At 71.3% G+C, this 26177-nt stretch carries 23 protein-coding genes; 10 read left to right on the forward strand and 13 right to left on the reverse strand.

What is annotated here, in order from left to right:
* The first annotated feature begins 8 nt into the window (after positions 1-8).
* Positions 9-791, forward strand: coding sequence for an ABC transporter permease (locus tag Pma05_RS06845; RefSeq protein WP_203856431.1), 783 nt, complete (start codon positions 9-11; stop codon positions 789-791).
* Positions 792-885: 94 nt separating this feature from the next.
* Here the strand turns inward: Pma05_RS06845 and Pma05_RS06850 are convergent, their stop codons facing one another.
* From Pma05_RS06850 to Pma05_RS06860, 3 genes are read right to left on the reverse strand one after another with little or no spacing between them, the layout of a single operon-like run.
* Positions 886-2547 (reverse strand): extracellular solute-binding protein, encoded by a 1662-nt coding sequence (locus Pma05_RS06850; RefSeq protein ID WP_203856432.1) that lies wholly within the window; start codon positions 2545-2547, stop codon positions 886-888.
* Between the two features lie 52 nt (positions 2548-2599).
* A complete protein-coding gene (locus tag Pma05_RS06855) occupies positions 2600-3496 on the reverse strand; it encodes a carbohydrate ABC transporter permease (protein WP_239311803.1) in 897 nt (298 codons plus the stop codon).
* The gene (locus Pma05_RS06860; protein ID WP_239311805.1) at positions 3493-4401 is read right to left on the reverse strand and encodes an ABC transporter permease; all 909 of its coding nucleotides are present in this window, start codon (positions 4399-4401) and stop codon (positions 3493-3495) included. Before Pma05_RS06860 ends, Pma05_RS06855 begins: the two co-directional genes overlap by 4 nt.
* A gap of 253 nt (positions 4402-4654) precedes the next feature.
* Here Pma05_RS06860 and Pma05_RS06865 point away from each other — a divergent pair, with 253 nt between their 5' ends.
* On the forward strand, positions 4655-5500 hold the full coding sequence (locus Pma05_RS06865; RefSeq protein WP_239311807.1) for a patatin-like phospholipase family protein: 846 nt from the start codon (positions 4655-4657) through the stop codon (positions 5498-5500).
* An 81-nt stretch (positions 5501-5581) separates the two neighbouring features.
* Here the strand turns inward: Pma05_RS06865 and Pma05_RS06870 are convergent, their stop codons facing one another.
* From Pma05_RS06870 to Pma05_RS06890, 5 genes are all read right to left on the reverse strand, one after another.
* Positions 5582-6451 (reverse strand): NAD(P)-dependent oxidoreductase, encoded by an 870-nt coding sequence (locus Pma05_RS06870; RefSeq protein WP_203856435.1) that lies wholly within the window; start codon positions 6449-6451, stop codon positions 5582-5584.
* Between the two features lie 151 nt (positions 6452-6602).
* Positions 6603-7559 (reverse strand): DUF1152 domain-containing protein, encoded by a 957-nt coding sequence (locus Pma05_RS06875; protein WP_203856436.1) that lies wholly within the window; start codon positions 7557-7559, stop codon positions 6603-6605.
* 76 nt (positions 7560-7635) lie between these two features.
* Positions 7636-8490, reverse strand: coding sequence for a nickel/cobalt transporter (locus Pma05_RS06880; RefSeq protein WP_203856437.1), 855 nt, complete (start codon positions 8488-8490; stop codon positions 7636-7638).
* Entirely contained in the window at positions 8487-9191 is a 705-nt protein-coding gene (locus Pma05_RS06885) for a hypothetical protein (protein WP_203856438.1), read from the reverse strand. The genes Pma05_RS06880 and Pma05_RS06885 overlap by 4 nt, the downstream gene beginning before the upstream one ends.
* A gap of 68 nt (positions 9192-9259) precedes the next feature.
* Positions 9260-10927 carry a purple acid phosphatase family protein gene (locus tag Pma05_RS06890; protein ID WP_203856439.1) on the reverse strand — a complete coding sequence of 556 codons (1668 nt, stop codon included), beginning with the start codon at positions 10925-10927 and terminating at the stop codon, positions 9260-9262.
* A gap of 377 nt (positions 10928-11304) precedes the next feature.
* Here Pma05_RS06890 and Pma05_RS06895 point away from each other — a divergent pair, with 377 nt between their 5' ends.
* Positions 11305-11784 carry a hypothetical protein gene (locus Pma05_RS06895; protein ID WP_203856440.1) on the forward strand — a complete coding sequence of 160 codons (480 nt, stop codon included), beginning with the start codon at positions 11305-11307 and terminating at the stop codon, positions 11782-11784.
* Positions 11785-11974: 190 nt separating this feature from the next.
* Here Pma05_RS06895 and Pma05_RS06900 read toward each other — a convergent pair whose 3' ends face one another.
* Together Pma05_RS06900 and Pma05_RS06905 are read right to left on the reverse strand one after the other, a co-directional pair.
* Positions 11975-12763, reverse strand: a complete 789-nt coding sequence (locus tag Pma05_RS06900) for an SDR family NAD(P)-dependent oxidoreductase (RefSeq protein ID WP_203856441.1) — start codon at positions 12761-12763, stop codon at positions 11975-11977.
* Between the two features lie 73 nt (positions 12764-12836).
* Entirely contained in the window at positions 12837-14993 is a 2157-nt protein-coding gene (locus Pma05_RS06905) for an amylo-alpha-1,6-glucosidase (protein ID WP_239311809.1), read from the reverse strand.
* A gap of 259 nt (positions 14994-15252) precedes the next feature.
* On the opposite strand from Pma05_RS06905, the gene Pma05_RS06910 reads away from it, so the two are divergent.
* Positions 15253-15696 (forward strand): PPC domain-containing DNA-binding protein, encoded by a 444-nt coding sequence (locus tag Pma05_RS06910; protein ID WP_203856443.1) that lies wholly within the window; start codon positions 15253-15255, stop codon positions 15694-15696.
* A gap of 192 nt (positions 15697-15888) precedes the next feature.
* Here the strand turns inward: Pma05_RS06910 and Pma05_RS06915 are convergent, their stop codons facing one another.
* Positions 15889-16848, reverse strand: a complete 960-nt coding sequence (locus tag Pma05_RS06915) for a methionyl-tRNA formyltransferase (RefSeq protein ID WP_203856444.1) — start codon at positions 16846-16848, stop codon at positions 15889-15891.
* 289 nt (positions 16849-17137) lie between these two features.
* On the opposite strand from Pma05_RS06915, the gene Pma05_RS06920 reads away from it, so the two are divergent.
* The 3 genes from Pma05_RS06920 (at position 17138) to Pma05_RS06930 (ending at position 20949) form a co-directional block, all read left to right on the forward strand.
* Positions 17138-18493, forward strand: a complete 1356-nt coding sequence (locus tag Pma05_RS06920; RefSeq protein ID WP_203856445.1) for a lysine N(6)-hydroxylase/L-ornithine N(5)-oxygenase family protein — start codon at positions 17138-17140, stop codon at positions 18491-18493.
* 192 nt (positions 18494-18685) lie between these two features.
* Positions 18686-20224: a polyprenol phosphomannose-dependent alpha 1,6 mannosyltransferase MptB gene (gene mptB / locus Pma05_RS06925; RefSeq protein ID WP_203856446.1), complete on the forward strand. Its 1539-nt coding sequence runs from the start codon at positions 18686-18688 to the stop codon at positions 20222-20224.
* Between the two features lie 41 nt (positions 20225-20265).
* Positions 20266-20949 carry a CPBP family intramembrane glutamic endopeptidase gene (locus Pma05_RS06930; RefSeq protein WP_239311811.1) on the forward strand — a complete coding sequence of 228 codons (684 nt, stop codon included), beginning with the start codon at positions 20266-20268 and terminating at the stop codon, positions 20947-20949.
* Positions 20950-21123: 174 nt separating this feature from the next.
* Here Pma05_RS06930 and Pma05_RS06935 read toward each other — a convergent pair whose 3' ends face one another.
* A complete protein-coding gene (locus Pma05_RS06935) occupies positions 21124-21723 on the reverse strand; it encodes a TetR/AcrR family transcriptional regulator (RefSeq protein WP_203856447.1) in 600 nt (199 codons plus the stop codon).
* Positions 21724-21817: 94 nt separating this feature from the next.
* Between Pma05_RS06935 and Pma05_RS06940 the strand changes: the two genes are divergently transcribed.
* Positions 21818-22786, forward strand: coding sequence for an NADP-dependent oxidoreductase (locus Pma05_RS06940; RefSeq protein WP_203856448.1), 969 nt, complete (start codon positions 21818-21820; stop codon positions 22784-22786).
* A gap of 135 nt (positions 22787-22921) precedes the next feature.
* Here Pma05_RS06940 and Pma05_RS06945 read toward each other — a convergent pair whose 3' ends face one another.
* The gene (locus Pma05_RS06945; protein WP_203856449.1) at positions 22922-24016 is read right to left on the reverse strand and encodes a LacI family DNA-binding transcriptional regulator; all 1095 of its coding nucleotides are present in this window, start codon (positions 24014-24016) and stop codon (positions 22922-22924) included.
* A gap of 354 nt (positions 24017-24370) precedes the next feature.
* Here Pma05_RS06945 and Pma05_RS06950 point away from each other — a divergent pair, with 354 nt between their 5' ends.
* Together Pma05_RS06950 and Pma05_RS06955 are read left to right on the forward strand one after the other, a co-directional pair.
* Positions 24371-25285: a carbohydrate ABC transporter permease gene (locus tag Pma05_RS06950; RefSeq protein ID WP_203856450.1), complete on the forward strand. Its 915-nt coding sequence runs from the start codon at positions 24371-24373 to the stop codon at positions 25283-25285.
* Positions 25278-26159, forward strand: coding sequence for a carbohydrate ABC transporter permease (locus Pma05_RS06955; protein ID WP_239311813.1), 882 nt, complete (start codon positions 25278-25280; stop codon positions 26157-26159). Before Pma05_RS06950 ends, Pma05_RS06955 begins: the two co-directional genes overlap by 8 nt.
* Positions 26160-26177: the final 18 nt, after the last annotated feature.

Here is a 26177-nt window from a genome sequence, read left to right on the forward strand (position 1 = left end):
GAGCGGGCATGACGGCCCGGGCGGAGTGGACGAAGCTGCGTACCCTGCCGAGTACCGCCTGGCTGCTGCTGGCGCTGGTGGTCGCCACCGTGGTGTTCAGCGCGCTCTCGGTGTCGGCGGTCGACATCGCCCGGTGCCCGTCGCCGACCGAGTGCTTCGAGGACACCACCCGGGTCAGCCTGTGGGGGGTCCGGGTGGCCCAGCTCGCGGTGGTGGTGCTCGCCGTGCTCGCGGTGACGAACGAGTACGCCAGCGGCCTGATCGGCACGACACTGGCCGCGAACCCACGCCGGGGTACGGTGCTGGCCGCCAAGGCGGGCGTGGTCACCGCCCTGGTGCTGGCCGCCGCCGTGCCGGGGGTGCTCGGCTCGCTGCTCGTCGGCCGGATGATCCTGCCGGGCAACGGGTTCAGCGCGGCCAACGGCTATCCGCCACCCTCGCTGCTCGACGAGCCGACGCTGCGGGCCGTGATCGGCACCGTGCTCTACCTCGGCCTGGTCGCCCTGCTCGCGGTCGGTGTCGGCACGGCGCTGCGGGACACCGCCGGGGCGATCGTCGCGGTGCTCGTGCTGCTCTACACCGCCCCGGTGCTGGTGCAACTGATCGGCGACCCGAAGTGGCAGCACCGGCTGGAGAAGGCGGCGCCGATGACGTCCGGGCTGGCCGTCCAGGCCACCACCGCGCTGGAGCGGCAGCCGATCGGACCGTGGGCCGGGCTCGGCGTACTGGCGATCTGGGCCGGTGCCGCGCTGCTCGCCGGTGCGCTGCTGTTCCGGTACCGGGACGCCTGAACCAGGCTCACAACAGGGGCGTGCCGAGGGCCTGGACACCACACAGGGGATGTCCAGGCCCTCGGTCGAGTCGTCCGCTACCGCCACCCGGCCGCTAGTCGGCGCTGTTGGCGATCGCCTCCTCGAACTCGACCCGTACCTTGTCACCGCCGGTGCTCCGCCACTGTTTGAGTACGTCGTCCCAGGCCGAGACCGGCTTGCGCCCGCTGAGGATGTCCATCTGGGCATCGTTGACGATCGTGCCGAGCTGGCCGGAGCGTCGGGACCAGGTGTCGGAGAAGAGTCCGAGAGTCGGGTCCTTGACGGCGGTCGGGATGATCGACTTCTGGTACTCGTACGACTTCCGGGTCGCCTCGGCCTCACCCGGTACGAAGATCACGTCGGGGGCGTCCACGATGTAGCGGATCCCGAGTACCGTCTGGCTTACCCCGGCCTGGGTCAGCTCCGGCCCGCCGTCCGCCATCCGGTAGTGCACCCCGGCGACGCCGTACCGGCGCAGCAGCCACTCTTCGGTGCCGAACGGCGCGGCCAGCCAGTTGCAGACCTTCAGCAGCGCCCGGATCCGACCCTCGTCGGCCTTCTTGAACGCGGTGAAGTTGTTGGTCGCCTGGGCCTGCCAGGTGGCCGCGAACCCACCGCCACCGTGCCGGGGCGGGCGCATCCCGCCGATCTCGAAGCCGGGCCCGGCGATGTTCTCCGCGAAGAACTGCGGCCAGGCGGTGTACCGGTCGGTGATCATCATCGCGCTGCCCGCGTTGAACCACTTCTTCGTCGGCGCGTTGTTGCTGAAGCTGTCCGGATGCACCACGCCGTCCTGGACCAGCCGGGCGGTGTCGGCGAGCGCCTGGCTGAACTCCTCGCTCTCGTACGCGCTGACCAGCTTGCCGCCCTCCAGCTTCCACCGCCACGGGTTGCCGAGCATCTGCCGGACGAAGTCGAGCGGAGCCTGGGCCAGCGCCCAGCGGTTCGCCCTGGCGTCGGTGACCTGGCGGCAGACGTCCCGGAACTCGGCGAAGCTGCCCGGCTGGAGATTGGCGCCGAGCTGCGTGAACAGGTCGTCGCGGCGCATCATCAGGGTGCCGCCGATGCCCCGGGGCACCGGCAGGCCGTAGATGCCGCCGTTGTAGCGGCAGTCCCGCCAGGCGTCGGTGGGCAGGTTCGCCAGGAACGGATATTCCTGCACCGCGTCACCCGACAGATACGGGGACAGGTCCTGGCACTTGGCGGCGAGCCAGGCCGGCAGGTTCGCCGTACCGGCGGGCAGGCCGTTGGGGGTGAACAGCGCCGGCACGATGACGTCCGGCAGGTCGTCCCCGGCGACCAGTGTGGCGAACTTGGTCGGCATGTCGGGGTTGGGCACGATGGTCAACCGCAGGTCGACGCCGAGCCGCCGGTTCATCTCCTGCCAGAACGGGTTCTGCCCGACCGCGGGCGGCACCGGCGAGTTGGTGAGGACGAAGGCGGAGAACTGGCCGCCGTCGCCGGGCGGGCCGTCGCTGGCCTTCACCGGCGGCTCCGGATATTTCAGGAACGCGTCCAGCAGGCCCTGCCGGTTGCCCTTCAGGTCCGGGGTGACCCCGGTGTACGGCGTGTAGTTCGGCAGTCTGGCCGAGCCGCTGGCCTTGTTCTGGTCGCCGCCCGCAGTGGTGCCGCCGTCGCCGCAGCCGGCGAGCAGGCCCGGGGTGGCGATCATGGCGGCGGTGCCGAGCGCACCGGTGAGGAACTGTCGGCGGCCGATCGCCGGATGACTGGTCATGGTTGCTCCTTGGCGTAACGCCTGGGGGAATCGGGTGAGGAGGAGCGGTTTTTCAGCCCTTGACCGCGCCGATCAGCACACCCTTGGTGAAATGCCGCTGCACGAAGGGATAGACGACGAGGACAGGGACGACGGAGAGCACCAGGATGGCCATCTGGATCGCCTCCTGGGGCGGCAGTGCCGCGCCGGCCGAGCCGAGCTGGTCGACGCCGAGCTGGGTCTGGTTGACCACGTACGTCCGCAGCACGAGCTGCAACGGCCACTTCGCGGTGTCGTTCAGGTAGAGCAGGGCGCTGAAGAACGCGTTCCAGTACGCCACCGCGTAGAAGAGCCCGATGACCGCGAGTACGGCCTTGCTCAGCGGCAGGACGATCCGGAACAGGATGGCGACGTCACCGGCACCGTCGATCCGGGCGCTGTCGATCACCTCCCGGGGCAGGTCCATGAAGAACGCCCGCAGGATGATCACGTTGAACGCGTTGACCGCGACCGGCAGGATCAGCGCCCAGTAGCTGTCCAGCAGCCCGAGACTCTTCACCACCAGGTAACTCGGGATGATGCCGGGGGCGAAGAGCAGGGCGAAGAGCACGACCATCAGCAGTGGACGGTGCGCCGTCGACCGCGGGCGGCTGAGGCCGTACGCCAGCAGGATGGTGGTGGCCATGCTCAACGCCGTACCGGCGACGGTGACGAAGAGGCTGACCAGGGTCGCCCGGGTCACCACCCCACCGGAGAGGATCGCCGTGTACGCGGCGAAGCTGACCTCGTCGGGGACGAGTACGAAGCCGCCGTCCCGGGTGATCTGCTCGTGCGTGGCGAGGCTGGTCGAGACGATCCCGAGGAACGGTACGACCACGGCCGCGCAGCAGAGCGCCAGCACGACGCCCTTCAGCGCGCGTACCGGCTTCGACGCGGCCGTGATCCCCGCGATGGTGGTCCGGTTGGTCAACGCTGGTAGACCCCCTGCTCTCCGAAGCGGTGCGCGAGCCGGTTGGCGCCGAGCACCAGGAGCAGCCCGACCAGGCCCTTGACCAGCCCGACCGCCGCGCTGACTCCCCAGTCACCGGCGAGGATGCCGTTGTTGTAGACGTACGTGTCGAGCACCTCGCTGGCGTCCACCCCGACCGCCGCCTGCTGGAGCACGATCTGCTCGAAGCCGACGGTGAGCGCGTCACCGAGCCGCAGGATCAGCAGCAGCACGATCAGGCCGCGCAGCCCGGGCAGGGTGATGTGCCACAGTTGCCGCCAGCGGGTCGCGCCGTCCACTGCGGACGCCTCGTAGAGCGTGCCGTCGATCCGGGACAGCGCGGCCAGGAAGAGGATCGTCGCCCAGCCGGCGTCCTTCCAGAGCACCTGGCCGGTGACCAGGGCGAAGAAGGCGTCCGGGTTGCTGACGATGCTGACCGTGCCGAGGTCGTGGTCGCGGAGGAAGTTGTTGAGCAGGCCACCGTCGCCGAGCAACTGCATGAAGATCGCGACCACGATCACCCAGGAGAGGAAGTGCGGCAGATAGAGGACGCTCTGCACGACCCGCTTGAGCCGCGCGGACATCAGGCTGTCCAGCAGCAGCGCGAGGGCGATCGGGGCGGGAAAGACGACCAGCACCTGGAGCAGGGTGATGATCAGGGTGTTGGTCAGCGCGTTCAGGAATGCCGGGTCGCCGCTGACGATGATCCGGAAGTTCGCCAGCCCGGTCCACGGACTGTCCAGAATTCCGACGTACGGCTGGTAGTCCTTGAACGCGATGACGTTGCCGAGCCACGGTAGATAGTGGAACGTCAGCAGGAGCCCGACGCCGGGGAGCGTGGCGAGCAGCAGGATGCGGTCCCGCCGTACCCGGTCCCACCACGACAAGCCCGCCCACCCCATTCAGTACCGCCGGACTGCGACGCGTGGACACGATGGATCGCGACAGTTCCGGACGCCGGCTGTTACATCCGGGTAAACCTAGAGTCGACCCTGAGCAGCGTCAAGACGTGGATCGATGCCGTCGGCATCAGCCGCGTCGCCGCGCGACGGAGGGGTGAACCCGGCCGATAGCAGGTATCCGCGCGGGTGGTGCCGGATAGATTCCTCTGATCAGGAAGCTGCTGATCGGAGAAGCATCGTGCAGAGGGCACTCGTGCTCGCCGGGGGTGGGGTGGCGGGGATCGCCTGGGAACTCGGCGTACTGCTCGGCATCCGGGACGAGGTCCCGGAGCTGCGACCGGCGGTGCTCGACGCCGACGTCGTCGTCGGCACCTCGGCCGGCTCGACCGTCGCGGCGCAGGTCACCAGCGGCACCGACCTGGCGACCCTGTTCGACCGGCAGCTCGAGCCGACCACCACCGAGATCGACGTCGACGTCGACCTCGTCGGGTTGACGGCCCGGATCACCGAGGCGACCGCCGGGGCGGCCTCGCCGCAGGACGCCCGGCAGCGGATCGCCGCGTTGGCGCTGGCGACGCCGACGGTCGAGGAGGCGACCCGGCGCGCGGTGGTGGCCGCCCGGCTGCCGCACCCGGTCTGGCCGGACCGGACCGTACTGGTGCCGGCGGTGGATGCCGGGACGGGCGAACTGACCGTCTTCACCCGCGACTCCGGGGTCGACCTGGTCGACGCGGTCACCGCGAGCTGCGCCGTACCGGGGGTCTGGCCGCCGGCCACGATCAACGGCCGCCGGTACGTCGACGGCGGCGTCCGGTCCGGCACCAACGCGGATCTCGCCCAGGGCGCTGACCGGGTACTCGTGATCACGCCGAGCCCGCCTGACGCGCCGGAGCCGCTGGGCGGCCTCGCCGACGAGATCGAGCGGCTGCGCCCGGCCGAGGTGCTGGTGGTGCACGCCGACGGGGCGTCGGTCGCGGCGTTCGGGTCCAACCCGCTCTCCCCGGCGACCCGGGGTCCCGCCGCGCAGGCCGGTCGGGTGGTCGGCCGGGCCCACGCCGCCGAGATCGCCCGCTTCTGGGCGTGACGCCGGCAGGCGACCGGCGGCGACGGACGGGGCGGCCGGCGACGGTACCCGAGGGGCAGCGGCCGGGCGGTACGGGTCGGCTCAGTGCTGGAGTGCCCGGGCCAGCACGGTGACGTCCTCGTCGCCGAGCCCGTGCTCCACCGCCCGCTGCCACTGCCCGGCCAGGCTGGTCGCCACCGGGAACCGGTCGATGTCGACCTCGTACAGCGCCAGGTTCACGTCCTTGAGCCCGAGCGAGAGCGGATACTGCGGCGAGTACTCGTCCCGACCGATCCGCTCCAGCTTCTCGGCGGCCCAGTGCGAGACGAGGGGGCTGTCCTGCAACGCGCCCAACACCGCCGTGCGGTCCAGCCCCAGCGAGTGGCCCAGCGCCATCGCCTCGGCGATCCCCTCGGCCAGGAAGACCAGCAGCATGTTGTTGACCAGCTTGAGCCGCGAGCCGGCGCCGAGCGGCCCGGCCCAGACGGTCCGCTGCGCGAGCGCGTCGAAGACCGGGGCGATTCGCTCCCGGACCTGCTCCGGCCCGGAGGCGAGCACCACCAGTTGACGGTGTTCCGCCGGACCCCGGCTGCCGGCCACCGGCGCGTCCAGCAGCACCACGTCCGGCCGCTCCTCCCGGACCAGCCCGGCGATCCGTTCGGTGTCGGCGGCCCCGATGGTGCTCATCTGCGCCCAGATCGCCCCGTCGGCCATCGCCGCCAGCATGCCCTGGTCGATCGCTATCGACCGGACCGCGTCCCCGTTCGTCACCATCGTGATCACCGCGTCGGCCCGGCGTACCGCGTCGGCCGGGCTGTCGGCGACCTCGGCCCCCTGCTCGCCGAGTTGCCGGGCCGGCCCCTGCCGGCGGTTCCACACGACGGTCGACAGGCCGGCCCGGAGGATGTTGGCCGCCATCGGCTGACCCATCCCGCCCAGCCCGAGTACGGCCACCCGCTGTGCCTGTGCCATCGGCGTTTCTCCCCGTAGGAACTGCCCCCTCCCGGCAGCGTAGGCGAGCGAACGGTGCTGCCGACCCGAAATCGTCCCTGGTCGCCTGGCCGGGGACGTCGCGTGCCGGAAGCGCGTGTCGGCAATCTGCGTCGGGGACGTGCGGGGGAAACTAGTGCGGGAAGGCCCGGGGCTTGCGGCGGGAGACGTCGTACCGGAAGTCGTCGATCCGCGACGCCACCTGGCGGGCCCCGACGGTGTGCTCCAGCCGATCCAGATAGAGCGACCGGCGGGCCAGGGCGGCCAGCTCGACGGTGAAGTAGATCGCCATCAGCGGGTTGACGAAGAGCGTGCTGCCACTGGTCCGCCGGGTGAACTGGACGTCGCCCGCCTCGCCCCGGGTGGCTGCCGCGATCTGCCCGTTGACGATGCTGGGCCGCAACGGGGTGGCCGCACTGGCCCGGGCGACCGCGTCCCGGTAGAGCGTCGCCTCCCGGCCTCGGCCGGGGATTGACAGCGCACCCAGGTACGCCCCCTCGCGGTCGAGCGCGGCCAGGTTCTCCAGCACCTGCACGTGGTTGACCCCGTGATACGCGTCGATCCCGAACCCGAGGCAGCAGACCAGCCGTACCGGCACGTCCAGGCCGGCGACCGCGCCGAGGCTGGTCATGTCCTCGACCGGCGTGCCCAGCCCGGCCTCGTCGCCACGAAGCAGGATGTCGGTACCGCCGTCGACCAGTACGATCGCGTCCACCTCGTACCGCTCCACCAGGTACCGGTACGCCGCACGTAGCGGTGCGACGCCAGTCCGGGGAAAGGCGTGCACGGTCGACGGGAAGCCTTGCCCGGCCAGCCATTCGGCCAGCACCCGCTCCGGGAAGTAGTCAGGCAGGCCCTTGGTCTCCGGGGTGACCGCCGCGATGTTCTCGGCCAGCCAACAGTCCAGGTCGAGCAGTTCCAGTTGGGCGAAGGAGTAGTTGGCCAGCCGCACCCGGACACCGGAGTCCCACAGCGCGACCGCGAGCGGAAGTCCGGCGTACACGTCGAAGCCGCCGCCAGCTCCCGCGATCAGGACACTGCGCGCCCCGGCCAGTGCGGCGAACAGCGGCGGGGTCGCCAGTCCGGCCACCGGGCCTCCTCGCGCTCGTCGTCCCGGCACGGCTGACCGGCGGTCCTGACCGTACCGGTGCCGAATACTACTCAGCTCAGCCGGTCAGTACCGAGATCGCGGCGACCAGGTAGAGGCAGCCGCCGAGACTGACCGCGAGTCCGGCGACCGCCGGCAGCCAGGCCGTCGCGGTCGCCGCCAGCGGCCAGCGCCGGGCCGTCCCGGTCAGCAGCGCGAAGCCGCGGATCGTGATCACGCCGACCCCGGTCAGCGTGCCGGCCATCCCGATCCCGAAGGCGAGCACCAGGACCAGCGCGTCCAGGGCCCGGCCGGTCAGCAGGCCGCTGACCAGCACCAGGAACGCCGACGGCGAGGGCAGCAGGCCGCCGGAGAGGGCCAGCACGGTCAGCCCGCGCCGGGACCACGGATCGGTCGGCGCCGGTACGTCGTGCCGATGCCCGTGCCGATGCCCGTGCCGGTGGTCGTGCCCCTGGTCGTGTCCGTGGTCATGGTCGGCTACCGAAACGGCCCCGTGCCCGTGCCCGGCGAGGACGTGACTGTGGCTGTGGCTGTGTCCGTGGTGGTGGGAGCCACGGCCGCGTAGGTGCCGCCAGCTCAGGTGCGCGCCGACGCCGATCACCAGCAGTCCGGCCGCCACCTGCATCCACGCCGTCACCGTCTTGGTGCCGAGGCTCGCGGCGCCGCTGAGTCCGACCCAGGCGAGCGCCAGCACCAGGACGGAGAAGGTGTGCATCGCCGCCACGATCACGCCGAGCCGGACCGCGTCCCGGTAGCGTCCCCGGGTGCCGACCAGGTACGCCGCCGTCACGCTCTTGCCGTGGCCCGGGGCGACCGCGTGCGCGGCACCGACTCCGAGCGCCACCACCAGGGCGAGCCAGAAGACTCCCCGACCGTCGAAGATGGCGACCAGCCGCCCCTCGAGACCGGTCACGACCGGCCCCGGGCGCTGTCGAGCCTCGACAGGCGCGCCGAGCGGGCACGGCGCCGCCGTACCGTGACCAGCGCGGCGACCCCGACGAGCAGCGCGGCGGCGACGCCGGCCAGGGTGCGTACGGTGCTCGGCGGCAGGCCGCCCGCGCCGGGCGTGAAGCGTACCCGGTGGGTCTGCTCGGCGGCGGTGAAGAGCGTGCGGTCCGGTGCGGCCGGGGTCTGGCTGGTGAGCATCGTCCGGTACGCCTGGTTGAGGTCGGTCAGCGCGCCGACGGTGACGTCGAGTTCGACCACGTCGGCCGGGCAGTCGAAGGTGAGCCGGGCGCCCTCGCTGAGCAGCCGGTCGAGGGTGTCGAGCCGGCCCGGGCACGGGGTGCCGTCCTGCCGCACCGTGATTCGGTCCAGCAGGTAGTCGTGCACCCGGGGCGACCGCTGGAGCTTCTGCTCCCCGGTGAGGTCGGTCGCGACCGTGCCGAGACCCGGGTCCTCGAAGGCGCCGAGTGACTGGCCGAGCGCCACCCAGTCGTCCTCGGCAGCGAGCCAGGCGAGGTCGACCCGGGAGCCGTGCACGCTGATCCGCGCGGTGGACGGTGGGCCGAACGGATGCGCGGCGGCCGGGGGCGCCGGCGCGGCGAGCCCGGCCAGCACGGCAAGACCGGCCAGGCCGAGCGCGATGGCCGGCGACGGGATGCGGGCGATCAACAGGTCTCCTGACGTACGAACCGGGCCCGGACCACGGCGCGGTGGCGGTGGTCCGGGCCGGCGGGGAACTACTTGGTCACGGTGATGACCGGAGAGGTGATCTGCTGGTTTTCGCTGTCCAGGTAGACCACGTGGGTGGTGTCCTTCTTGGCCGACGGCGGCAGCGCGAAGCTGTAGACGAGCCGGCCCAGTTCGTCGGCCTTCCGGTAGCCGATGAAGACGCCCTTCTTGCCCGCGCCGTCCTTCGTGTTGCGCAGGTAGACGGTGACCTCCTCGCCCGGGTCGTAGCCGTAGGCGTTGACCCGGACCTTGCCCTTGGCCTCGACGATGGTCTTGTTGACCTTGACCTGCTCGCCGACGGTGTTCTCCGGGGTACGCAGCTCGTTGACGGTGCGCTCACCGGCCGCGTTCTTCCGGATCACGACACCGTCGTGGTGCTGGCCGTTGGCGTACCGGGCCTCGTACCGGATGCTGTCGCCGGTGACGTCGATGAGCTGGTAGAGCTGCTTGTCCTCGGCCTGGCTCATGATGTCGGCGTCGTTGTCGGTCCAGACCGAGCCGTCGACGTCGTACATCTTGCCGCCGGAGACCGACACCGCGTAGACGGTGCTGTCGTGCACGGTCACCGACTGGCGCGACGAGGTGACGCTGCCCCGGCCGTACGTGTGGTCGTGGCCCTGGAGTACCAGGTCGACCCCGTACTTCTCGAACAGCGGGCCCCACTGCGCCCGGATCACCGGGTTGTTCCGGCCCTCGGCCGTCGAGTAGACCGGGTGGTGGAAGGTCACCACGGTCCACTTGTTCGGGTTGTTCTTGAGCAGCCCCTCCAGCCACGTGGTCTGCGCGGCCATCACGTCGGCGATGCCCTGCACGTTGGTGTTCAGGCCGATGAACCGGACACCCTGGTAGTCGACGCTGTACGCGGTCTTGGCCAGCTCCGCCGGCCAGCCCGCCGGCCCGTTGTCCGGGTACGGGAACTGCGGCGTCCAGAACTGCGACAGCGTGCTGCCGCTGTACTCGTGGTTACCGGGGATCGAGATGTTGTTGATCTGGCCGTCGATGAACCCGCCGGCCTGGTACCACTGCCCCCACTGCTCCTCGCTGTTCGCGGAGTCGATGAGGTCACCGGCGTTGACGATCAGCTTGGCCTGCGGCCGGTCCGCGAACGCCTGCCGGAACACCCGGGGCACCGCGGAGTCGATGTAGTTCTGCGCGTCGCCGTAGTAGATGAACGAGAACGGCTTGGCGTCCGAGGTGGCGGTGGTGAAGTCGGTCCAGGCGCTCCAGTTGGTGCCGTCACCGACCCGGTAGGTGTACCGGGTGCCCGGCTTGAGGCCGGCGAACTCCACGGTGTGGTAGGTCGAGGCGTACCCGAGGGAGGTGTTGACCGACTTGGTCGACATCGCCTTGACGACCGAGACGGTGCCTGCGGCCGGCACCACCTGGCCGAGCGCGGCCGGCGCCTCCAGGATCTCGGCCTGGGCCCACTCGGGGGTGGCCTCGGCCCGCCAGGTCACCCGCTGCGAGGTGGCCGGGGCGGTGGTCGGGGTGAGGATTATGCGGTCGGGCATCGGGGACGGCCGGTGGATCTCGGCCGCCGGGTACTTGCCCGGCGCGGCGTCACCGAACGCCACCGGGCTGACTGCGAAACCGCCGACGAGCATGGCGGCGGCACCGATTGCGGCAAGTCTGGCCCGCCGGGAGCCCGGAATCCAGGGTCTCTTGACGTCACTCACTACAGGGATCACCTTTCGGGTGAAAGTGGGTACGGCCGCCGACCCGCAGCCGGTGGCCAAGCGCATTCACCCAGAGGTGGACGACCGGGGGTCGGCCGTCGACTGGCCACCGGGTGAACGGGCCTGGCCAGCGGGTTAATTCATGATCAACACGTCGTGTCCGGTACGGGGCTTCATCCCGCGGAGACTGCTCGGCCATCGGCCGGGAACCGGCCGTTCATCCCGGCCCACCTACCATGCCGGCGGCACCAGCCCGCGTCCCTCGCCCGCGTCCCTTGCCCGGGTTCCTCGCCCGGGCGGTGGCCGGGTGGCCCGCGCCGACCACCCCCGCATCCGACCCGTCCGATCATCCGACCGCCGAACCCGTACGGAGCACGATGAAACTGCCGTCCCGCCGCTGGGCGGTGGTCGCCACCGTCGGCACCCTGGCGGCACTCGCCGCGATCGAGCCGTCGGTCTCGCCGCCGATCGTCAAGGGGGACGCCTTCGTCACCGCCCAGACCGGTGGTGTACTGAACATCGAGGGCGGCGAGTGCTTCTCCGACCCGGCGTACTCCCGGGAGGCCGCCGAGCTGGTCGTCCGGTACGAGCCGTGCGAGTCCGGCGCCGACAACCAGTCGTACGGCTTCCTGCGCGCCGACGACGGGCCGTGGGACCGCGCCCGACTGGCGGACTTCGCCTGGCAGGGCTGCCGGGGCTACTTCGACCGACGGTGGCCGGACCGTGCCGGCGGCACCCTCGACTTCTATCCGATCCTGCCCACCGGGCAGACCTGGGCGGACGGCGACCGTACCGTGATGTGCGTGGTCTACCGGCCGCGCGGCCGACTTACCGACTCGGTGCTGCCGCTGCGCTGACCACGGCACCGCCGCGCTGTCCGGGCACCGCCGCGCTGTCCGGGCACCGCCGCGCCGGCCGGGCACCATCGCGCCGGCCGGACATCATCGCGCTCGCTGACTGGGCGTCATTGCGCCGGCCGGGCACCATTGCCGCCGGCCGGGCACCGCCGCGCCGATCCGGCGGGGCGTCTGCGGCCGGTCGGGTGGATCAGGCGCGGAGGCCGCCGTCGACCGGCAGGCAGACGCCGGTGACGAAGGAGGCGCGGTCGCTGAGCAGCCAGGCCGCAGCCTCGGCGATCTCGTCCGGCTCGGCGGACCGGCGCAGCGGGGTGAGCGCGTTGAGCCGGTCGACGGCGGCCGGCTCGTCGTCGGCCCACTGCCGGATCACCCCGGTCATCGTGGTACCCGGGGCGATGGCGTTCACCCGGATGCCCTCCGGGCCGTACTCGGCGGCGGCGGTCTCGGTGAGGCTGTTCACCGCCCGCTTCGTCGCCGCGTACGGGCCCAGCCCCGGTGCGCCGCGCAGGCTGCCGACGCTGCTGACGTTGACGATCGCCCCCGAACCGGCGGTGGCCCGGATCGCCCGGATCTCCGCGGTCATCGAGAGGAACAGCCCTCGGTAGTTGACCGAGGTGACCAGGTCGAAGTTCTGTTCCGTCGCGTTCACCATCGGGGTGTGCGGGATCGAGACGCCGCCGTTGTTGAGGGCCACGTCCAGCCGGGCGTGCAACCGGATCACGCCGTCCACCGCCGCCTGGACGCTGGCCCCGTCGGTCAGGTCGGCGAGCACGTAGTCGGCGGTCCCGCCGGCGTCGCGGATCTCCCCGACCACGTCGGCGAGTTCGGACTCGGTCCGGGCGGCCAGCACCACGGCGGCGCCCTCGCGGGCGAACAGCCGGGCGGCGGTGGCACCGATGCCGCGACCCGCGCCCATCAGCAGCGCGACCTTGTCGCGGAGCAGCCCGGATCCGCTGCCCTGGGCGTTCGTTCCGGTCATGGGGTCACTCTCTCATCACCGAACGGTGATCCGCAGGTACGCTCTGTATCTCGCCTCGCCGGGCCGGCCACCGTCACGGAGAGAGCCGTACGTGGCCCTGATCGCCGGTCGCCTCCAGATCCCAGCGCTTGCCGAACGCCTGCATCCGGTGCAGCCTGATCCGGCCGAACTCCTCCGGCAGGTGCGGGTCGAGCAGCAACTGACCGTCCCGGGCCTCCAGCCCGAGCAGGGTACGGACGAACAGCAGCGGCGCCGCGCTCGCCCAGGCCTGCGGGGTGCAGGCGGTCGGGTACGGCACCGGCTTGCGCCCGTACGAGCGGTCGTACCCGGCGAACGCCTCCGGCAGCCGGTGCGCGGAGAAGTCGGCCGCCTGCAACATCGCCACCATGACCCGGGTCGCCTCGTCGCGGAACCCGTACCGGGCCAGGCCGTACGCGATCAGCGAGTTGTCGTGCGGCCAGACCGTACCGCTGTGGTAACCGATCGGGTTGTAGCACTGGTCGTCGGTGGAGGTGGTCCGGATGCCCCAGCCGGAGAACATCTGCGAGGAGAGGAGCTGGCCGGCGATCACCTTGGCCCGCTCCGGCGGCACGATGCCGCTCCAGAGCAGTTGCCCCATGTTGGAGGTCATCGAGTTGATCGGCCGTTTGTCCCCGTCGAGGCCGATCGCGTAGTAGCCGCCCCGCTCGTCGATCCAGAAGTCCCGGTTGAACTGCTCCCGGAGCTGGTGCGCGTCGGCGCGCAGCCGCTCGGCCAACTCCGGATCCCGCAGCGGGCCGTCGGCGAGTTCGGCGATCCGGAGTTTCGCGTCGTAGGTGTAGCCCTGGATCTCACAGGTCGCGATCGGCAGCACCGGGATGGTGCCGTCAGAATAGGCGATGCCGTCGGCGGAGTCCCGCCAGGAGTGGTTGCCCAGCCCCTGCGGCGAGCGGGTGGCGTACTCGACGTACCCGTCCCGGTCGAGGTCACCGTAGCGGTCGATCCAGCGCAGCGCGGCGTGCACGTTGTCCCGGAATCGCCGCACGAAGTCGTCGTCCAGCGTCCAGCGCCAGTACTCGGAGAGCAGGATCAGCCAGAGCTGGGTGGCGTCGGAGGTCCCGTAGTACGGGTTGTGCGGCTTCTCGCCGGTCCGGGTCAGCTCACCGCTGCGTACCTCGTGCAGGATCTTCCCCGGCTCCTCGTCCCGGAAGTCGTCCAGCTTGCTGCCCTGGTAGTTGGCGAGGGACCGGATCGCGCCCCGGGCCAGCCGTGGCCCGAACGACAGCGACTGGTACGCCGTGACCAGCGAGTCACGGCCGAAGACGGTGAGGAACCAGGGCAGGCCGGCAGCCGGCAGCACGATGGTCTCGTCCCCGATGGTCTGCTCGATCCGCAGCGCCACCAGGTCCATCTTGGACTTTTGCAGCACCCGGTTCAGCAGGTCGGAGTCGAGGTCCTGGTCGGGACAGTCCTCCTGCCAGCCGTGGGTGGGGTCCTCGCCGACCAGGTCGAAGCCCTGACCGAACCGGCGGTGCAGCGAGGGTAGCTCGCTCGGCTGGCGGGGCAGCGCCACCACCAACTCGGCCTCCCACTTGACCCCCGGTTGCAGGTGCAGGTCCCAGATCAGGTCGTTCTCCTCCACCCGGTCCACCGGCGGCGAAACCTGGATGTCGGTGACCGCGGTGAAGTCCGCGTTGCGGTAGGTGAAGCAGAGCCGCGAGCCGTCGGTCGAGTGGTCCCGGATGATGCTGGCGGAACGGTCCCGGACCCGCTGCTTGATCTCGAACAGGTCGGCGAAGTCGGTGCCGACCCGCAGCCGGAGCTGCACCGACTGCACCTCGTTGGCGAAGCACTCCAGCTCGATCCGCTCCTGCATCGTGTCGCTGATGAACCGCTGGCGGCGTACCCCGACGCTGTTGGTCGGCACGTGCGGCAGGTCCGAGTTGGTCAGGAAGAACGCCGCCGAGTCGTCGTCGACCAGTCCCGAACTGAGGATCAGCAGTGGCGCCCCGCCCAGGGTCAGCTCCCACTGGCTGAGCAGCCGGGTGTCGTCGTGCACCAGACCGCCTATGGTGCCGACCGGTACGTCCCCGGCGGCGTTGCTCACCATGAACGACCGACCCTCCACCACCGCGACCGCGTCCGGGCCCAACTCCGGCGGCTGGGTACGCACCACCGAACTCGGGGCGTTGGCGCCCGCCACTCCCGGTGTCGGGTCGGCCGGGGTGGGACGCCGGACAACATTCGTCACGGCAGCCCCCTTCGCCCGGACGAGAAGTGTGGCCATCCTGGTCAACGCCAGCCTAGGCAGCGCCGGGGCGGCACCGGTGCCGAACGCGGGAACGAGCTACCGCCACCTGTCCGGTCCCGTACCGGACGGGGTGATTCGGCGCGGACGTACCACCGGACGAGGCGGATTCGACGGCGGCCCCACCACCCGGCCGGAGCCGCCAGGTATGCGGGGCGGTTCCGGTGGGCAGGTAGGGGGAGCGGAGACGAGGAGGCGGAGAATGCGCGACGTCGAAATGGCCCCGGACGGCCGTCGGGTGGTGGTGATCGCGGTCGAGGCCGGTGAGGAGGCGGTGGCCGCCGTCAACGAGGTGGCCCGGCGCCGGGGGATCCGCGCGGCGCAGGTCACCGCGGTGGGCGGGTTCGCCGACGCCGAGGTCGGCTACTTCGACCGGCCGGCCCGGGACTACCTGCGGATACCGGTGCCCGAGCAGGTGGAGGTGCTCTCCCTGGTCGGCGACATCGCCGAGCTGCACGGCGAGCCGGCACTGCACGTGCACGCGGTGCTCGGTTGTCGGGACGGCGGCACGGTCGGCGGTCACCTGCTGCGCGGCGACGTGTGGCCCACCCTGGAGGTGGTGGTCACCGAGGTCGCGGCGGGGCTGGCCAAGCGGGTCGACCCGGACACCGGGGTGGCGATGTTGACCGGCATGGCGCACGGCTGACGGTCCGTACCCGCCGCGGCCACCGCCGTGACGGAGGGATCGCTTGTGGACGATCAGTCGACGCCGCCGCCGGGACGCTGGCCGTGGAGGCCGGCGTCCGGTAGTCGGCCCCGCCGGTGGTGGCCGTCCTCGGGGAGTGCGGGAGTTGTCCGAGGCGACCGCCACCGGCCGGCTGCTTCGGGAGGTCGGCTGTTAGAGCCGGCCGTCGGGGTAGCGGGTCAGGTAGCCGCCCATGGTCCGGAAGTAGTCGGTGGCGGCGTGCTCCTGGCCGTCGTCGGTGCGTACCCGGGTGATGGCCAGACCGGGTCGGTGCCCCCGGCGCGCGTCGGCGCCGGCCACGATCACCACGCCGTCGCCCTCCCGGTAGAAGATCCGGCCGGGCGTGCCGCCGTAGCGGCCCTCGGAGACCCGGGCGGCCAGGATCCGCAGTGGCGCGCCGTCGTGGTGGGTGAAGGCGTTCGGGTACGGGTCGGACTGCGCCCGGACCAGCCGTTCGATCTCCTCGGCCGGCCAGTTCCAGTCGATCCGGCTCTCCTCGATCGAGCGCTTGTGGAAGAAGCTCGCCTTCGACCGGTCCTGCGGAGTCCAGTCGGTGCGACCGGAGGCGATCAGCGCCAGCCCGTCCACGGTGATCGGGCCGAACAGCTCCAGCGTGCGGTGGAACAGGTCGGTGGTGGTGTCGGTCGGGCCGACCGGGATCGCGCGTTGCAGCACGATGTCGCCGGCGTCGAGGGTCTCGTCCATCAGGTGCGCGGTGACCCCGACCTCGCGCTCGCCGTTGAGCAGCGCCCAGATCAGCGGACTGAACCCGGCGTACGCGGGCAGCAGCGAGTCGTGCACGTTCAGCGTCCCGTACGGCGGCAGGTCGAAGATCTCCGGCGGGATCCAGGTACGCCAGTTGGTCGCCACGATCACGTCCGGTGCCGCCTGCCGGAGCCGTTCCAGCAGCTCGGGGTCACCGGGACGTTTGCGCAGCAGCACCGGTACCTCGTGCTTCTCGGCCAGTTCGGCCACCGAGTCGTCCCAGATCTTCTCGTACGCGTGCTCGCTGCGCGGATGCGTGACGACCAGGGTCACCTCGTGCTCGGAGTCCAGCAGCGCCTGTAGGGTGCGGTGCCCCCAGGTCTGGTAGCCGAACATCACAACCCGCATCGACGGTCTCCTCTTCGGTCGGTTCGTCTCGCCCTGGTCGCGCGTCCTGTCTCGGCAGGGTCGCGCGTCTTGTCTCGCCACGTCGCGCCTCTCGTCTCGGCAGGGCCGCGCGTTCGTTTCGGCAAGGTCGCACTGGTCAGGTGGTCCATATTGTTCTTGACCTTGGTGTAGGTTAGCCTAACCTAAATGCCACGGATGGTCGACCGTCCGCGCGCCAGCCGCACCGGGTCCGTACGGATCCAGTCCTCCACCAAGCCGCCCGACCGGCCGGCAGACTGATGGGACAGGTATGTCACGAAGCACTCGCAGCGACGACCCCCAGGTCCACGATCTCCTCGGCATCGGCTTCGGTCCGTCGAACCTCGCCCTGGCCATCGCCATCCGCGAGGCCACCGCCGGCTCCGGCCGGATCGACAGCGCCGTCTTCCTGGAGCGCCAGCCCAGCTTCGGCTGGCACCGGGGGATGCTGCTCGACGACGCCACCATGCAGGTGTCGTTCCTGAAGGACCTGGTGACGCTGCGCAACCCGGCCAGCGGGTTCAGCTTCCTCTGCTACCTCCAGAGCCGGGGTCGGCTGATCGACTTCATCAACCACAAGAACCTCTTCCCGTCCCGCGTCGAGTTCCACGACTACCTGGAGTGGGCGGCAGCGCAGGTCGACGACCTGGTCCGGTACGGGCACGACGTGGTCGACGTACGCCCGGTCTGGCGGGACGGCGAACTCGACCACTTCGAGGTGTTGGCCCAGGTCGGACCCTGCTCCGCCGCCCCGGTCAGCTACCGGGCCCGCAACCTGGTGCTGGGGGTGGGGCTGCGGCCGTACCTGCCGGACGGGATCACCCTGGACACCCGGGTCTGGCACAGCCGCGACCTGCTGCCCAACCTGCGCGGCCTGGTGCCGTCGGAGCCGTCCCGGTTCGTCGTGGTCGGTGCCGGGCAGAGCGCGGCCGAGGCCGTCGACCACCTGCACCGCGAGTTCCCCGCCGCCGAGGTCTGCGCGGTCTTCTCCCGGTACGGCTACAGCCCGGCCGACGACAGTTCGTTCGCGAACCGGATCTTCGACCCGGCGGCCGTGCAGGAATACTTCACCGCCCCGCCGGAGGTGAAGGAGATGATGCTCTCCTACCACGGCAACACCAACTACTCCGTTGTCGACCAGGAACTCATCGACGAGCTGTACCGGCGCGTCTACCAGGAGAAGGTGCGCGGGATCGAACGGCTCCGGATCCTCAACCTGTCCCGGCTGGTCGAGACGGTCCGTACCCCGGAGGGGGTGCGGATGGTGGTGGAGTCGCTGGTCAGCAACGAGAAGACGGTGCTCGACGCCGACGTGGTGGTCTTCGCCACCGGATACCGGCCGGTCGACCCGTTCGACCTGCTCGGTGAGGCGGCCGAGGTGTGCCTGCGGGACGACGCCGGGCGGGCCCTGGTCGACCGCGACTACCGGCTGCGCACCCGCCCGGAGGTCCGGGCCGGCATCTACCTCCAGGGCGGTACCGAGCACAGCCACGGCATCTCCTCCTCGCTGCTCTCCAACACCGCCGTCCGGGCCGCCGAGATCCTCGGCGCGATCTGCGCCCGCTCCGCCGACCCGGCCCTCGACCGCGAACCCGAGTACGCCGGCGCCCCCGGCTCGCCAGCCTGACCCTGCCGACCCGCCGGCCGTCCTCGCTGTCTCCAGCCGGCGGGCGTCGGCGGGTGTTCGTTGATGTCTGCGGGTGGCGGACGGTCGGTAGGTGTTGGCTGGTGTCCCCGCGTGGCGGACGGTCGGCGGATGTTCGCCGGGAGGTAGCCGGGAGCGGGCCGGAGATTCACCTGCCCCGGTCACCCTGCGCGGATGCGGGAGACCCTCTCACCCACCCGACTGCGCTGGCTGGGTCTGCTCGGCAGCGCGCTGATGGCCGCCAGCGCCCACCTGGCCGGCTCGGCCGGCGACCGGGGACCGGGCTGGGTGCTCGGGGTCGGGCTGTGGCTGGTCGGTGCCGGCGGGCTGGCCGCCGTCTGGTGGCGACTGCGCGCCGTCACCGTACCGGGCTGGCTGCTGGTCACCGGCGCGCTCTGGGCGGTACCGCTGCTGCTGGCGCCGCCGCTGGGCAGCTCCGACGTCTACGCGTACGCCTGCCAGGGCGAGATCGTCGGGGCCGGGCTCGACCCGTACGCCGTCGGGCCGGACGCGCTGCCGTGCCGGTGGCTGGAGTGGGTGGCGCCGAGTTGGCGGGACACTCCCGCGCCGTACGGCTCGCTCTGGCTGCTCGTCGAAGGGTTTGCCGCCAGCGTGTCGGCGGGGAGCCTGCCGCTCGCCGTCACGGTGCTGCGGCTGGTGGCGATCGTCGGCACCCTGCTGGCCACCGCCGCCGGTGCCCGGCTGGCCCGGCACTGTGGCGGGAACCCGGCCCGGGTGGTCTGGCTCGGCGCGATCGGCCCGCTTCCGCTGGTACACGTCGTGTCGGGGGCGCACAACGACGCGCTGCTCGCCGGGCTGGTCGTACTCGGACTGCTGGCCGCGGTCGAGCTGCGTGCCGTGGTCGGCCGGCTGGCCGTGGCCGGTGCCGCGTTCGGGGCCGCCGCCTCGGTCAAGGCCACCGCGCTGGTGGTGGTGCCGTTCGCGCTCGCGGTCGTGCCGTGGGCGCGGACCGGCCCGCGTCGGATCGTGGCCGGCGCGGTACTGGCCGGCGCGACCCTCGGCACCGTCCTGCTGCTGGCCGGCGTGACCGGGCACGGCCTCGGCTTCGTCCGGAGCTGGCCGGCGACCGCCGGCAACGTGCAGTGGTCGTCGATCCCGACCGGGATCGGGATGGCGGTCGGCTACGGACTGCGCGCGGCGGGCCGCCCCGAGGCGTTCGGTAACGCCGTCGAGGTGGCCCGGTTACTGGGGATCGCGGTACTCGGTGCCGTCCTGCTGATCGCCTGGCGCCGGGCGCTGCGCGGCGGCGTCGCGGTCGCCGTACCGGCAGCCGGGGTCGCACTGCTCGCCACCGCGCTGCTCGGCCCGGTCTTCTACGCCTGGTACGCCCTCGCCGGCATCGCCGTGCTGGCCGCCGCCGCACCCCGGGGACGGCTGGGTACGCTACTCGACGCCGGCTCCGCCGGGCTGGTCTTCCTCACCCTGCCGGACAGTCTCGGACTGGTCACCAAGACCAAGGTCCCGGGCGCGCTACTCGACGTGGCCCTGGCCGGCTGGCTGCTGACCCGCTGGGCAGGACGGAGGCCACCTCACCCGGCCGAGCACTCCCGGATGCCAGCCGAGCACTCCTGGATGCTGCTCAGGCGGTCGCAGACGATGCTCGGGCGGCTGCGGATGCTGCTCGGCCGGGCCGACGCGTGGCGGCGGCGCAGGGTGCGCGCCGTGATCCGACAGCTCCGGTCGCCGGTGTAGCCGGTCGCCCGCTGTTCACCTCGGCAGGGCACCCTTCCGGGGTGACCGCCGACGTGATCCCGGCCGCCGGACCGCCCGCCGTGCCGCCCACGGCCGCCCGCCGCGGCTACCTGGCCGTCGAGTACGCGCTGCTCTTCTTCGCCGCCGTGCTCGGCTACGTACTGGCCGGCAGCCCGGGCAGCCCGATCCCGCCGTTGCTGCTGCTGGCCGGGCTCGCCGCCGGCTACCTGTGGCGACGCCCGGACTTCGACCCGCGGAGCTGGTGGGGCCGGGCCGCGCTGCGCGGCGAGTGGATCCCGATACTCCGGCTCTGGGCGGTCGCCGCCGTACTGGCGGTCGCGGCGCTCGCCGTACTCGCGCCGGAACGACTCTTCGAACTGCCCCGGCAGTCGCCGCTGCTCTGGGGCGCGATCGTGCTCTTCTACCCGCTCTTCTCCGTCTATCCGCAGGAGTTGGTCTTCCGGGCCTTCCTGATGCACCGGTACGCCCCGGTCTTCGGCTCCGGGCGCTGGCTGGTGGGGGCCAGTGCACTGGCGTTCGGATTCGTCCACCTGATCTTCGGCAACGTGTTGTCGGTGCTGCTCACCCTGGCCGGAGGCTGGCTCTTCGCCCGCCGCTACCAGCGCACCGGCTCGCTCCTGGTCGCCTCGGCCGAACACGCCCTGTACGGGCTGCTGGTCTTCACCGTCGGGCTCGGCGACTTCTTCTACCACGGCGCGGCGTAGCCGGACCGGGACGTACCGCCCGAGCACCTCGACCGCCGCCGGACCGGGACGTGCTGCCCGAGCACCCGACCGCCGCCGGATCGCCGGTCAGCCTCCGGCGCTCGGCGTCTCCCGGTCCGGCTCGGTCGTCTGCTCACCGGCGGCCGTCGGCGGGTCAGCCCGCGTGCTCGGGCGTCACGGGGTGGTCGGCGGCGGGTGGGGCAGCGGGTGGGCGCCCTCCGGGCGCAGGCCGTCGAAGATGATGGCGAGATATCGCTGCCACAGGTCGGGCGGGGCGTCCGACACGTAACTGGTGACGTAGTTCGGGGCACACATCAGCAGGATGATGTCCGTGCCGGTGACGTCGGACCGGACGGCGCCGTGCCGACGGGCCCGGTCGACCAGCGTGTACACAGTCTGGTACATCGTCTCGCGTACCCTGGTGACCTCCGCGCTCACTCCGCCGGCCTCGTGGAGGAACGACAGGTCACGTTGCTGCCGCTGGTGTGCGGCGACGGTGAGGAACTCCAGTAGTGCGGCGCCCGGATCCGTCGCTTCGAGCAGTCGCTCGCCGGCCGCGTTGAGTTCGTCGATCCGGTCGAGGACGATCGCGGCGATCAGGTCGTCCTTGGTCGCGAAGTGGCGGAACACCGTGCCCTTGCCGACCCCGGCCCGGCGGGCGATGTCGGCGACCGAGGCGTCCAGACCCCGCTCGGCGAACTCGTCCGCTGCCGCAGCCAACAGTAACCGCCGGTTGCGGGCGGCGTCGGCGCGTAACGGGCGGGTCGTGGTCACGGCACCACCGTAACAAGTTGACCGCCCGGTCCGCTTATTGCTAGCTTTGGCGCAGATAAGATGACCACCCGGTCCGTTTATTGGGGGACGTGTGATGAAGGCAGTTGTCGCGACCGGCTACGGACCGCCCGAGGAGTTCTCGGTGGCCGAGGTGCCGGCGCCCCGCCCCGGCCCGGGGCAGATCCAGGTCCGGATCGCCGCCGCCTCGGTCAACCCGGCGGACGTCAGGCTCCCCAGCGGCGAGTTCCGGGACAGCGTGCCGGTGGAGTTTCCGCACGTACCCGGCAACGACTTCGCCGGCACGGTCAGCGAGGTCGGCGCCGGAGTGCGTGGCTACCAGGTGGGCGACGAGATCTTCGGCCAGGCCGTGCCTCGGGCGCTGCGCGCGATGGCCGGCGCCACTCGACCGTCGCTGAGCACCGGCTCGCTGGCCGAGTACGCGGTCTTCGAGGCCGACACCCCGTTCCTGGCGCACCGCCCGCCGGGCCTGGAGATCGAGGCCGCCGCCGCCCTGCCCACCGTCGGCCTGACCGCCCGGGCGCTGCTGGCCACCGCCGAGGTCCGGCCCGGGGAAACCGTCCTGGTCGTCGGCGCCACCGGCGGCGTCGGCACCGCCGTGGTCCCGCTGCTCGCCCGCGCCGGGGCCCGGGTGATCGCCACCGCGACCGCCGCCGACGCCGACATCCTGCACGCGCTCGGCGCCGAGCAGACCATCGGGTACGCGGAAGCCGGCTACCCGTCCGACGTCGACATCGCGGTCAACCTGACCCTGCCCAGTGACCACCTCGGCGGAGTCGCCGGTGCCGTCCGTCCCGGTGGGCGCCTCCTCACCATCACCTACCCGGTGCCCCGGCAGGAGTGGCTCGGCCGTGACGACGTCACCCTGCATTTCGTGCTGGACATGGAGGGCACCTTCGGCGGGATGCGCGAGGTCGGTGAACTGGCGGTCCGGGGCGACCTGCCCGCCACGATCGGCCGCCGCTACACCCTCGACGACGGGGCGCGGGCCTGCGTCGACTTCGTCCGCCGGCACACCACCGGCAAGCTGGTCGTCACGACCTGACCGGGCCGGCGTCGGCACCTCCCGCCGACCGACCGGATCCCGACCGACACGTCAGGTCTGCCGGGCCAGGCCCGCGCCGGCCAGCCGGTCGCCGTGCACCCTGATCCAGCTCGGCACGGTCACCGTTCCCACCGGCTACCCTCGGCCGGCCGGTACCGGACCGGTGCTGTCCCGGACCAGTAGTCGGGGTTGGAAGTGCACGTCGTGCCCGGCCGGCCCGCCGCCCAGCAACGCCCAGAGCCGGTCCCATGCCTGTCGGCCGAGTTCGTTGCGGGGGATCGAGGCGGTGGTCAGCGGCGGGGTGGTGTAGCGGGCGAACGGGATGTCGTCGAAGCCGGCCACCGAGAGGTCTCTCGGTACCCCGATGCCCAGCTCGTGCAGGCCGCTGAGCGCGCCGAACGCCACCATGTCGTTGAACGCCACCACCGCGGTCGCACCGCTGCGCAGCACCGCCCGGGCCGACGCGTGTCCGTCGTCGAAGGTGGCGCCGCAGGGCAGTTCGGTCAGTGCGCAGACCGGTTCGGCGGCGCAGGCGGCCCGCAGTGCGGCCTGGCGTTCCCGGTTCGACGTGCTGGCCGCCGGGCCGGCCAGGTAGACGATCCGGCGGTGGCCGAGGGAGCGCAGGTGGGCCACGATCGCGGCGATGCCGGCCGCGTAGTCGACCGAGAGCGACGGGACGTTGCTGCCCGGCAGGTCGCGGTTGAGGAGTACGAGCGGGGCGAGTCGGTCGCTGAGGGCGCGCAGTTCGGCCTCCGGTACCCGGGGCGAGGCGAGTACCAGCCCGTCGGAGCGCCGTCTGGCCTCCACCGCCAGGATCGCCTCCTCGGCGACGTTCTCGTTGGACTCGGCGACCAGCAGCCGGTACCCCCGGCCGGCGGCGGCGTGGCTGAGCCCGCGCAGCACGTCCTGGAACATCGGGTTGGACAGATCCGGCACGATCAGCGACACCGTGCTGGTCCGCCCGAGTGCCAGGCTGCGGGCGACCAGGCTGGGTTCGTAGTTCAGCTCCTCGGCGGCGGCGCGGACCCGGGCGGCGAGTTCGGCGGCCACGGTCGGGCTGCCGTTCATCACCCGGGAGACGGTCGCCCGGGAGACCCCGGCGGCCTCGGCGACCCGACCGATCGTGGCGGAGGGTCGGTCCGACCGGGCGGGTCCGCGCCGACCCGGCCGCGACCCGTCGGTCGGCTCCTCGGCCGACTGCTCGGCGCGGCGGTCTCCGGTCAGGCTCATCTCGAATCTCCCAGGGGTGGCCGATCCGGTTGGGCAGTAGGGCGTGGCCGCCGTGTCGACCGTCCAGTTCGGACATCACGCCGTGGTCGTCCGTTGACGCCCTGGTGGCCATCTCGTGGGCACCGAAGATACCGGTTACCCGATCTTGGAAGCAACCGGTTTCTCCGACGTGGCCACCGGCCTGCGCTGGGACGTTTCCACAGCTAGTTGGCGAGTGTTCGATGCGTTGACAGTTGATGTTGGCTTTGTTAGAAACTGGTTACTCAGCCCGGATGTGGGCCCTGCGGGCACGGCGGGCATGACGGGCGGGCACCGAGGCTCCACCCGCGACGTATCTCCCCGGAGGGTGCTCTGATGAGCGATCGCACGGGCAGCCGCACCGCACGGTCCGGGCCGCGTCGCCGGGAAACCCGGGTGGCGTACGGCTTCCTGACGCCGTGGATCGTCGGGATGGTCGTCTTCACCATCGGGCCGATCCTGGCCTCGCTCTACCTCTCCTTCACCGACTACACCCTGCTCAGCCCGCCGGAGTGGCTGGGGCTGGAGAACTACCAGCGGATGCTGGAGGATTCCCGGCTGCACAAGTCGCTGCTGGTCACTGTCCAGTACGTCTTCGTCTCCGTACCGTTGCAGCTCGCCCTGGCGCTCGGCCTGGCCATGCTGCTCAACCGGGGCGTACGCGGACTGCCCATCTACCGCTCGGTCTACTACCTGCCGTCGCTGCTGGCCGGCAGCGTCTCCATCGCCATCCTCTGGCGGCAGATCTTCGGCAGCGAGGGACTGGTCAACCAGTTGCTCGCCAAGGTCGGCGTCGAGGGCGTGAGCTGGGTGTCCCATCCGGACTACGCGCTCGGCACGCTGGTCGTGCTGAACGCCTGGACGTTCGGCGCACCGATGGTGATCTTCCTGGCCGGGCTCCGCCAGATCCCGAGCATGTACTACGAGGCGGCCTCGGTCGACGGCGCCGGTGCGGTCTCGCAGTTCTTCCGGATCACCATCCCGCTGCTCACCCCGATCATCTTCTTCAACCTGATCCTCCAGATGATCGGCGCCTTCCAGAGCTTCACCCAGGCGTTCGTGGTCAGCGGCGGCAGCGGCGGCCCGGCCGACTCCACCCTGCTCTACACGCTCTACCTCTACGAGCGCGGCTTCGGCTCGTTCGAGATGGGCTACGCGTCCGCGCTGGCCTGGACCCTGCTGGTCATCATCGCCGTGCTGACCGGCCTCAACTTCCTCTTCGCCAAGCGATGGGTGTTCTACGGTGACTGACCTGACCACCACCACCGGGGCCGCCGTACGGCCGGCGGCCCGGGCCGACCCGCCCGCGCGGCGGATCTCCAAACACGCCCTGCTGATCGTCTTCGGCGTCGTGATGATCTATCCGCTGCTCTGGATGGTCTCCAGTTCGGTCAAGCCGACCGAGGTCATCTTCCGGGACCCGTCGATCTGGCCCCGCGAGTTCGACCTCGGCAACTACACCGGCGGCTGGACGGCGCTGGAGCACCCGTTCCAGCACTACCTGTGGAACTCGGCGGTGATCGCCATCGCCTCGATCGTCGGCAACCTGCTCTCCTGCTCGCTGGCGGCGTACGCCTTCGCCCGGCTGGAGTTCCGGGGCCGGCGGATCCTCTTCGCCGCGATGCTCGCCACGATGATGCTGCCGATCCACGTGCTGATCGTGCCGCAGTACGTCCTCTTCTCACAGCTCGACTGGATCAACACCAGCCTGCCGCTGATCGTGCCGAAGTTCCTCGCCACGGACGCCTTCTTCATCTTCCTGATGGTGCAGTTCATCCGCTCCCTGCCGAGGGAGTTGGACGAGGCGGCCCGGATGGACGGCTGCGGGCACGTACGCATCTACTGGCGGATCATCATGCCGCTCTCCGTACCGGCGCTGGCCACCTCGGCGCTGTTCACCTTCATCTGGACCTGGAACGACTTCTTCAGCCAGCTCATCTTCCTGACCAACCCCGACCTCTACACCGTACCGGTCGCGCTCCGGTCCTTCATGGACGGTCAGGGCGAGACCGCCTGGGGGCAGTTGTTCGCGATGTCCGTCGTCGGACTGGCACCGATCTTCGGTTTCTTCCTCGCCGGGCAGCGTTATCTGACGCAGGGGCTGGCTACGACCGGCCTCAAGTGAACCGTTCCAACCCACCGC

Source organism: Plantactinospora mayteni (assembly GCF_016862935.1).
GTDB lineage: Bacteria > Actinomycetota > Actinomycetes > Mycobacteriales > Micromonosporaceae > Plantactinospora > Plantactinospora mayteni.